The following is a 635-nucleotide window of genomic DNA, read 5'->3' as shown; positions in this document are numbered from 1 at the left end:
GGCCGGTGGTGCCGAGCGAATCGCTCGGCACCACCGGCCGTTTCAGCGGGTAGACAGGTCAGGAGGTGAGCGGCGGTACAGCGCGCAGGCCGGGCACGGCCGGGCCCCTGTTGCGGAACCGCCACGACGGCGACACCGGGCGCACGGCGTCGGCCTGCTCATCGCCGTCGCCGTCGCTGGTGTCCCCGCCGTCCAGTTCGGCCCGCTGGCCCCGAATGGCCACGACCACCTCGCGGGCGGCGGTCGCGAGGTCCTGGTACAGGGTGCCGGTCAGCGGGCCGGTCATTACCCGCACCGCCCCGGTGTGCGGGAAGAACTCGCCGTCGGTGGTCACCTGCTCGTAGCGCAGAGCGATCGGCACCCACGGCACCAGGGACACCAGCACCGGCATTTTCAGCTCACGCACCGCCTCGTCCGCGATAGCGATCCACAGCTCGAGGCTGTCGGGGGCGTGGCTGGAGTCGGCGTACACCTGGTACAGGGCCGAGGCCAGGACGTTGGGGGTTGGGGTGGAGTACATAGAGCTCCTAACGGGTTCGGTCAGGTGGCAGTGAGACATGTTGTAGTGCAGGATGTTTCGCCGTGGCAGCACCGTGGGTCGTGGATGATGAGTTGTGGGCGGTTATCGAGCCGCT

The 635-nt window shown here is 69.1% G+C and carries 1 protein-coding gene; it reads right to left on the bottom strand.

The window, feature by feature from the left end:
* Positions 1-58 precede the first annotated feature (58 nt).
* A complete protein-coding gene (locus ACFOW8_RS14885; RefSeq protein WP_378551209.1) occupies positions 59-520 on the bottom strand; it encodes a hypothetical protein in 462 nt (153 codons plus the stop codon).
* Positions 521-635 lie beyond the last annotated feature (115 nt).

It is taken from the genome of Nocardia rhizosphaerae, from assembly GCF_042650365.1.
Taxonomy (GTDB): domain Bacteria; phylum Actinomycetota; class Actinomycetes; order Mycobacteriales; family Mycobacteriaceae; genus Nocardia; species Nocardia rhizosphaerae.
This window is presented reverse-complemented; position numbering and strand designations above follow the sequence as displayed.